At 65.7% G+C, this 6853-nt stretch carries 7 protein-coding genes; 1 reads left to right on the top strand and 6 read right to left on the bottom strand.

Features of this window, described 5'->3' with window-relative positions; translation table 11 throughout:
* Positions 1-3: 3 nt before the first annotated feature.
* From BO1_RS00850 to BO1_RS00835, 4 genes are all read right to left on the bottom strand, one after another.
* The gene (locus tag BO1_RS00850; protein WP_028215917.1) at positions 4-753 is read right to left on the bottom strand and encodes an electron transfer flavoprotein subunit beta/FixA family protein; all 750 of its coding nucleotides are present in this window, start codon (positions 751-753) and stop codon (positions 4-6) included.
* A gap of 236 nt (positions 754-989) precedes the next feature.
* Positions 990-1787 carry a MetQ/NlpA family ABC transporter substrate-binding protein gene (locus BO1_RS00845; protein ID WP_028215916.1) on the bottom strand — a complete coding sequence of 266 codons (798 nt, stop codon included), beginning with the start codon at positions 1785-1787 and terminating at the stop codon, positions 990-992.
* A gap of 40 nt (positions 1788-1827) precedes the next feature.
* Positions 1828-2481: a methionine ABC transporter permease gene (locus BO1_RS00840; RefSeq protein ID WP_028215915.1), complete on the bottom strand. Its 654-nt coding sequence runs from the start codon at positions 2479-2481 to the stop codon at positions 1828-1830.
* The gene (locus tag BO1_RS00835; protein ID WP_028215914.1) at positions 2471-3505 is read right to left on the bottom strand and encodes a methionine ABC transporter ATP-binding protein; all 1035 of its coding nucleotides are present in this window, start codon (positions 3503-3505) and stop codon (positions 2471-2473) included. The genes BO1_RS00840 and BO1_RS00835 overlap by 11 nt, the downstream gene beginning before the upstream one ends.
* A gap of 389 nt (positions 3506-3894) precedes the next feature.
* Between BO1_RS00835 and BO1_RS00830 the strand changes: the two genes are divergently transcribed.
* Entirely contained in the window at positions 3895-4725 is an 831-nt protein-coding gene (locus tag BO1_RS00830; RefSeq protein ID WP_028215913.1) for an alpha/beta hydrolase, read from the top strand.
* 137 nt (positions 4726-4862) lie between these two features.
* Here the strand turns inward: BO1_RS00830 and BO1_RS00825 are convergent, their stop codons facing one another.
* Together BO1_RS00825 and BO1_RS00820 are read right to left on the bottom strand one after the other, a co-directional pair.
* On the bottom strand, positions 4863-5681 hold the full coding sequence (locus tag BO1_RS00825) for an enoyl-CoA hydratase (protein ID WP_043283473.1): 819 nt from the start codon (positions 5679-5681) through the stop codon (positions 4863-4865).
* A gap of 128 nt (positions 5682-5809) precedes the next feature.
* Positions 5810-6736 (bottom strand): histone deacetylase family protein, encoded by a 927-nt coding sequence (locus BO1_RS00820; protein WP_028215911.1) that lies wholly within the window; start codon positions 6734-6736, stop codon positions 5810-5812.
* Positions 6737-6853 lie beyond the last annotated feature (117 nt).

The raw sequence follows: 6853 nt of genomic DNA, 5'->3' as shown, positions 1-6853 counted from the left end.
CCCTTACAGCACCTTGGCTTCGGTCTTCAGCTTCTCGACCAGCGTCTTCACGTCGGCGACCTTCACGCCAGCGCTGCGCTTGGGCGGCTCGGCAACCTTCAGGGTCTTCAGACGCGGCGTGACGTCCACACCGAGGTCTTCGGGCTTGATCGTCTCCAGCGGCTTCTTCTTCGCCTTCATGATGTTCGGCAGCGTGACGTAGCGCGGCTCGTTCAGGCGCAGGTCCGTCGTGACCACTGCGGGCAACTTCAGCGACAGCGTTTCCGCGCCGCCGTCGACTTCACGCGCGACCGTGGCACGGCCGTCGGCGATCGTGACCTTCGAAGCGAAGGTCGCTTGCGGCAGGTTCGCCAGCGCGGCGAGCATCTGGCCGGTCTGGTTCGAATCGTCGTCGATGGCCTGCTTGCCGAGAATCACGAGCTGCGGCTGCTCCTTGTCGACGAGCGCCTTGAGCAGCTTCGCCACGGCGAGCGGCTGCAGGTCTTCATTCGACTCGATGAGGATCGCGCGGTCCGCGCCGATCGCCAGCGCCGTGCGCAGGGTTTCCTGCGCTTGCGTCACACCGGCCGACACGGCGATGACTTCCGTCGCCACACCGGCTTCCTTCAGACGAACCGCCTCTTCCACGGCGATTTCATCGAACGGGTTCATCGACATCTTTACGTTGGCGATGTCGACGCCCGTGCCATCCGACTTCACACGAACTTTGACGTTGTAATCGACTACGCGCTTGACTGGCACAAGGACTTTCATTCACATGCTCCGAAGTTACGAATACGTCAACCTGGCGGACATTATAGCGATAGCGTTCCCGCACGCATCCACCCGCCAGCACATTTCCCGCACAACCCGCTTCTGCCCCTGCTTAGCCGTCAGTTGCGAACGATCGTGCTATTTTAAGCCGGAAAAAACCCGGGCATCAAGTCCGGGTTTCTACGACCGAATTCTCTACCTAATCCGACACTTATCTCTCACCCGCCGGGCCGGGCTCACCACGACGCGACCACGGCTCCGCCGAACTTCTGCTCGATGTACTGCTTCACTTCCGGCGAGTGGTAAGCCGCCACCAGCTTGGCCGCCCACGGTTTGTTGCGGTCGGCCGCGCGGATCGCGATGATGTTCACGTACGGCCCGTTCGGGTCTTCGATCGCGATCGCGTCCTGCTTCGGCTTGAGCCCCGCTTCCATCGCGAAGTTCGTATTGATCGCCGCGGCGTCCACGTCGTCGAGCGAGCGCGGAATCTGCGCCGCATCGAGTTCGACGATTTTCAGCTTCCGGGGGTTTTCCACGACGTCGAGCGGCGTCGCCTTCAAGCCGGCGCCCGCGCGCAGCTTGATGAGGCCCTGCTTCTGCAGCAGCAGCAACGCGCGGCCGCCATTCGTCGGATCATTGGGGACCGCAATGCGCGCGCCGGGCTTGAGCTCCGCGAGCGTCTTGACCTTCTTCGAGTAGATGCCCATCGGGAACGTCACCGTGTCGGCGAGCTTGATCAGCTTGTAGCCGCGGTCCTTCACCTGCGCGTCGAGATACGGCTCGTGCTGATAGCTGTTCGCATCGAGATCGCCGCCCGCGAGCGCCGCGTTCGGCTGCACATAGTCGGAGAACTCGACGATCTTGATCGTGAGGCCGTTCTTCGCGGCGACCTGCTTCACCACTTCCATCACCTGCTCATGCGGGCCGCCCGTCACGCCCACCTTGATGGTCTCGTCGGCATGCGCGAGAAGCGGTGCAAGCAGCGACGCCGCGCCAAGCGCAGCCGCCAGCCGGATCATGAAACGACGCTGCATATCCAACCCTTGTTCTATGTACTGGTTATCGAAGGACTGCTTATTTATGGCTCAGGCGCCGCACGAGCCAGTCGCCGAACGACTGCACGAGCTGCACGAACACGATCAGGATCACGACGACGATCAGCATGACCTCGGGCTCGAAGCGCTGATAGCCGTAGCGGATGCCGAGGTCGCCCAGACCGCCGCCGCCGATCGCGCCCGCCATCGCCGAATAGCCGACGAGCGAGATGAACGTGATCGTCAAGCCGGCCACCACGCCCGGCAGCGACTCGGGCAGCAGCACCTTGAAGACGATCTGGCCGGTGCTTGCGCCCATGGCCAGCGCGGCTTCGATCAGGCCGCGGTCGACCTCGCGCAGCGCGGTTTCCACGAGACGCGCGATGAACGGCGCGGCGGAAATCGTGAGCGGCACGATGGCGGCCGCGGTGCCGATCGACGAGCCCACCACGACGCGCGTGAACGGAATCACGGCCACGAGCAGGATGATGAACGGCGTCGAGCGCACGGCGTTGACGACCACGCCCATCGCGCGATTGAGGGCGATGTTCTGCAGCACGCCTTCGCGGTCGGTCAGATAGAGCAGCACGCCGAGCGGCAAGCCGATGGCTGCGCCCACCAGTCCGGAAATGCCCACCATGATGAGCGTCTCCCAGAACGACTGGACGAACATATCGAACATTTCACTCCACATGGGACAGCTCCTCCACCACCACGCCCTGCTCGCGCAGCCACGCGATCGCCTGCGCCACCTTCACGGGATCGCCGCCCGCGAGCACCGCGAGCGAGCCGAACGCCTGCCCCTGGATCTCGTCGATCTGGCCATGCAGGATGTTGAAATCGAGCTCGAAGCGGCGGATCGTCTCCGAGAGCACGGGCTGATCGACGCCCGTGCCGGTGAAGGCGAGACGCAGCAAATGCCCGCTGCCCTTCGCGAGACGCTCGGCCACGCGAGCCTTGAGCGCGGGCGGCAGCTCCTGCGCGATCACGTCGCCGAGCAGCGCGCGCGTGACTTCGTGGCGCGGCTGCAGGAATACGTCGATAACGGGACCGGTCTCCACGACGCGGCCCGCGTCGAGCACGGCCACGCGGTCGCAGACCTGTTTGATCACTTCCATCTGGTGCGTGATCATCACGACCGTCAGGTTCAGCTCGCGATTGATCTTGCGCAGCAGGTCGAGAATGGCGCGCGTGGTTTCCGGGTCGAGCGCGGACGTCGCCTCGTCGGAGAGCAGCACCTTCGGCTTGCTCGCGAGCGCGCGCGCAATGCCCACGCGCTGCTTCTGGCCGCCGCTGATCTGCGACGGGTAGCGGTCTTTCTGTGCGGCGAGGCCGACGAGCTCGAGGAGCGGCAGCACCGTTTCCGCGATCTGCTGGCGCTTCATGCCCGCGAGCTCGAGCGGCAGCGCGACGTTGTCGAACACCGTGCGCGACGAGAGCAGATTGAAGTGCTGGAAGATCATGCCGATCTCGCGGCGCGCCTCGCGCAGGTCGGCGCTCGAGAGCGACGTGAGCGTGCGCCCGTTGACGACGATGTCGCCTTCGGTGGGCCGCGTGAGCAGATTGATGGTGCGCACGAGCGTGCTCTTGCCCGCCCCGCTGCGCCCGATGATGCCGAATACTTCACCCGGCGGTATCGTCAGATTGACGTTGTGCAGCGCCTCGATCCAGCCTTGCGGGCCGGCGAAGCGCTGGGAAACGTTTCGAATTTCGATCATGAAAAAAACGAAACGGCGGGTGTGCCGCGCGCCGCTATGCCTGTGCCGCGATCTTTCAATCGCGCAAGACGCGTCGCGCCGGCAGACAGCCGCCGTTTGCTGGACTGGAGTTAGCTCGGCATTTTACCCTGGCGGGCAAAATTCCTATTAATAATCATTTCCGATACTTTCATAACTCGTACTCATTAGAGGGCTATTGCGGCAGCCGCCCGCCAAAACCGGTGCTACCCTCTGCCGACCGTTCAGATCAACCCTATAGCCCTACAACGCCTACGACGCGCTTACAACGAATAGCCAGGGGAGCAGCGACGATGGAGACGACACAGCCACAAGATGCGGCATGCGCCACATCGGCATCGACGACCGGCACCGCGCCGCAACGCTCGACGCTGCGCGCACGCGACGGCGCCGAGTTGCCGCTGTACGTCTGGCAGGCACCAACCGTTGCGCCCCGCGCGGCCATTGCGCTCGTGCATGGGCTTGCGGAGCACGCGGGCCGTTACGCGGCGCTCGCGGCACGCCTGAACGCGGCGGGCATCGACGTGTATGCGATCGATCTGCGCGGGCACGGCCGCGCAGGCGGACGCCGCGCCTGGGTCACGCGCTTTGACGACTATCTCGACGATGCACAGGCGCTCGTCGAATACGCCGCCGCGCAATGCCGCGCGCGCAAGACGCCGCTCTTCCTGATGGGCCACAGCATGGGCGGCGCGATTGCCGCGCTCTACGCGATCGAGCGCGCGCCGCACTCGGACGCGGCCCTCGCGGGCCTGTTGCTCTCGAGCGCCGCACTCGCGCCGGGCCGCGACGTACCGCAGTGGATGATCGCCGCGAGCCGCGTGATGAGCGCGGTCTGGCCGCGCTTTCCCGCAATGAAGATCGACGCCGCCCTGCTCGCGCGCGACACCGCCGTGGTCGAGGCCAACCGCGCCGATCCCCTGGTTCACCATGGCGCGATTCCCGCACGCACCGGCGCGGAGCTGCTCGAAGCGATGAAGCGTATCGAAGCGGGCCGCGCGCACTTGCGCATGCCGGTGCTGATCTGGCATGGCACCGAGGACAAGCTCACGGAGCCCGAAGGCAGCCGCGCGTTCGGCGCGCAGGTGGGGTCGCCCGACCGCACGCTTACGCTCTATGAGGGCAGCTATCACGAGACGCTCAACGATCTAGACCGCGAACGCGTGATCGGCGCGATGATCGACTGGATCGAGCGCCACTAGCTTTGCGTGGGGCCCGAGCAAGCGCTCTGCATGGAACCCGAGCAGACGCCAAGGCGCCAACCCTGCTCGACAGCCGACTGGCAGGATGTGACGGGAAACGCTGCGGAAAACTGGCCGGGCTCGCCGGCCCGTGCCGCTTACTTGCTGCCGCGCTTGTCGATGAACGCCTGCACGCCGTCGAGCGCCGGGTCGGTCATCATGTTGCAGGCCATGGTCTGCCCCGCCAACTGATAAGCGGCTTCGACACCCATCTCGAGCTGCCGGTAGAACAGCCCCTTGCCCGCCGCCACCGCCTCGCGCGGCTTCGCGCAGATGCTTGCCGCGAGCGCAGTCACGGCGGCGTCGAGCGCTTCCTCGGCCACGACGCGGTTCACGAGCCCCTCGCGCAGCGCCTTCTGCGCATCGATGAACTCGCCCGTCATCAGCATCTCGAAAGCGGCCTTGCGCGAGACATTGCGCGTGAGCGGCACCGCCGGCGTCGAGCAAAACAGCCCGAGATTGATGCCCGAGACAGCAAAGCGCGCCTGCTCGGCGGCCACGGCGAGATCGCACATCGCGACGAGCTGGCAGCCCGCCGCCGTCGCCACGCCCTGCACGCGCGCGATCACGGGCTGCGGCATCGTCTGGATGGCCAGCATCATCTTCGAGCAGCGCGCGAAGAGCCGCTTGTAGTAATCGAGCGAAGGCGCCGCGCGCATTTCCCTGAGATCGTGGCCAGCGCAGAACGCGCGGCCCGCCGCCGCGATCACCACGACGCGCGCATCCGATTTCGCGATGCCCGCCAGTTGCGTCTGCAACGCGTCGATGAGCGCTTCGGACAGCGCGTTGAACGCGTCGGGCCGGTTCAGCGTGAGGCGCACGACGCCGGGCACGCCGTACGCGTCATGCGCAACCTCGATGAGCGGCGCGGCATCCGCGGAAGAAGACGACGAAGACGGAACGGCTGCAGCAGTCATGATGCACGGCTCCTTTCGGGGTGCGCGCCCGGTCGCACGCACGGGATTCGGGAAACGGAAACGACGCTGGGACGCTCAATGCGCGGCTATCGCACGATAGCCGCGCGCGCTCGGCTTGATCGGCCCGATCAGATACCGGCCAGCACGCGCAGATGCGCGACCACGCTGCGCCCGAGCGCCGAGAGGTTATAGCCGCCTTCGAGACAGCTCACGATGCGCCCCTTCGCGTGGCGCCGCGCGACCTCGCAAATCTGCTCGGTGATCCACGCGTAGTCGTCCTCGACAAGGCCCAGGTTGCCGAGATCGTCTTCGCGGTGCGCATCGAACCCCGCCGAGACGAACACCATCTCCGGCTTGAACTCGTGCAGACGCGGCAGCCACATGATGTCGATCGCCTCGCGCACCTCCATCCCTTTGGTGTAGGCCGGCATCGGCACGTTGACCATGTTCGGCGCCTGATTGTCCGCGCCCGAGAACGGATAGAACGGGTGCTGAAAAATGCTGCACATGAGCACGCGCGAATCGCCCGCAAAAGCGGCTTCCGTGCCATTGCCATGATGGACATCAAAGTCGACGACCGCCACGCGCGAGAGGCCATGCACGTCGAGCGCATGGCGCGCGGCGACCGCGACGTTATTGAAGAAGCAAAAGCCCATCGCGCGCGCGGGCTCGGCGTGGTGGCCGGGCGGGCGCACGCTGCAGAACGCATTTTCGTAGCGGCCCGCGATCACGGCGTCGGTCGCGGCGACGGCGGCGCCCGCCGCGCGATACGCGGCCTGCAACGTGTGCGGGTTCATCGAGGTATCGGGATCGATCGCCGCGTAGCCCTCCTGCGGCGAAATCTCGCGCAACCAGTCGATATGCGCCTGGGTATGCACGCGCAGCAGCGCGGATTCTTCGACGAGCGGCGCGGAGTCGTCGCGCTCGATCAGCGCGTCGATGCGGCTCGCAATGAGCTGGTCTTCGATCGCCTGCAGGCGCGCGGGGCATTCGGGATGCCACTCGCCCATTTCATGCAGCAGGCAGTCGGGGTGCGTGAAAAAGCCGGTCGTCATGTCCAGTACTGGCCGCACCGTGCGCTCGGGCCTGTCTCGAGCGCGCGCTGCGGGTCTCCATCAGATCTTCGTCGGGTGTGCTGCGCAGGGTTTTGCAACAGTCGCGCGGGCCGCGTT

Source organism: Paraburkholderia oxyphila NBRC 105797 (genome assembly GCF_000685075.1).
In the GTDB taxonomy this organism is placed as follows: domain Bacteria; phylum Pseudomonadota; class Gammaproteobacteria; order Burkholderiales; family Burkholderiaceae; genus Paraburkholderia; species Paraburkholderia oxyphila.
Note: the sequence above shows the minus strand (reverse complement) of the source record. Positions and strands in the feature narration are given on the sequence as shown.

Excerpts from the sequence above, each read along its gene's own strand:
- BO1_RS00850 (WP_028215917.1), bottom strand. The coding sequence starts at position 753 with ATGAAAGTCCTTGTGCCAGTCAAGCGCGTAGTCGATTACAACGTCAAA.
- BO1_RS00820 (WP_028215911.1), bottom strand. The coding sequence starts at position 6,736 with ATGACGACCGGCTTTTTCACGCACCCCGACTGCCTGCTGCATGAAATG.
- BO1_RS00825 (WP_043283473.1), bottom strand. The coding sequence starts at position 5,681 with ATGACTGCTGCAGCCGTTCCGTCTTCGTCGTCTTCTTCCGCGGATGCC.
- BO1_RS00835 (WP_028215914.1), bottom strand. The coding sequence starts at position 3,505 with ATGATCGAAATTCGAAACGTTTCCCAGCGCTTCGCCGGCCCGCAAGGC.
- BO1_RS00840 (WP_028215915.1), bottom strand. The coding sequence starts at position 2,481 with ATGTGGAGTGAAATGTTCGATATGTTCGTCCAGTCGTTCTGGGAGACG.
- BO1_RS00845 (WP_028215916.1), bottom strand. The coding sequence starts at position 1,787 with ATGCAGCGTCGTTTCATGATCCGGCTGGCGGCTGCGCTTGGCGCGGCG.